Source organism: Bacillus sp. 05T22, from assembly GCF_056396765.1.
In genome coordinates this window covers 1-809 of record NZ_JBFTMC010000260.1, presented here as the reverse complement: position 1 = coordinate 809, position 809 = coordinate 1, and the positions used below count along the sequence as shown (strand labels likewise).

The following is an 809-nucleotide window of genomic DNA, read 5'->3' as shown; positions in this document are numbered from 1 at the left end:
AGGTTCTGTTGCAAAGTTGGAAAAAATATAGAGAGGTCTACAGATTGGAAATAGGCTTTAAGCAATCGCTACTAATTGCTGTAGTTCTTTGTACACTGAAAAGACGGAGTCTGATTCAAGACTTCGTCTTTGTTTATATATGGCCTGAATCGTTTCAATCCCTTTTATAGTCCGTGAAGCATGACGAAGATTTTGAAATCCTGCGGATTTGGCAAAACGTCTCTTTACATGCCTATGATCCTGTTCAATCAGGTTATTGAGATATTTAACGGTACAATGTTTTGTACGTACATAAAAGCCGTTTTTCTTCAGTTTTTTGAACGCACAAAGCAAGGCYGGAGCCTTGTCTGTAGTGAGAACTGTTGGTTCTCCAAAATGTTTTACTAATCTTTTCATAAAGGCATAGGCAGCCTGATGATCCCGTTTTTTACGAAGTTGAATATCCAATGTGTGTCCATCTTTATCAATTGCACGATAGAGATAACGCCATTCTCCCTTAACTTTGATATAAGTCTCATCCAAATGCCAAGATAAGCGTGCAGATTTATTTTTCACTTTCCAAATTTGATAGATGAGATTGCCATATTCATGAACCCATCGCATGATAGTTGTTGGGTGAACTGAAATACCACGTTCTTTCAGGATTTCAGATACATCGCGATAACTTAAAGAAAAACGGCAGTAGTAGCCGACAGCTACTAMAATAATATCTTTCTTGAATTGTTTTCCTTTAAAATATCTCATGTCTGATTCTCCTAGATCCTGTTTTCTAGAGTGTAGCTTCATGTAGGAAACTTTGCAACAGAACC

Annotated in this window: 1 protein-coding gene; it reads right to left on the bottom strand. The window is 37.3% G+C overall.

The annotated features are described in order from the left end of the window. Window positions 1-57: 57 nt before the first annotated feature. The gene (locus tag AC1DIT_RS28240; RefSeq protein ID WP_476998614.1) at window positions 58-744 is read right to left on the bottom strand and encodes an IS6 family transposase; all 687 of its coding nucleotides are present in this window, start codon (window positions 742-744) and stop codon (window positions 58-60) included. Window positions 745-809 lie beyond the last annotated feature (65 nt).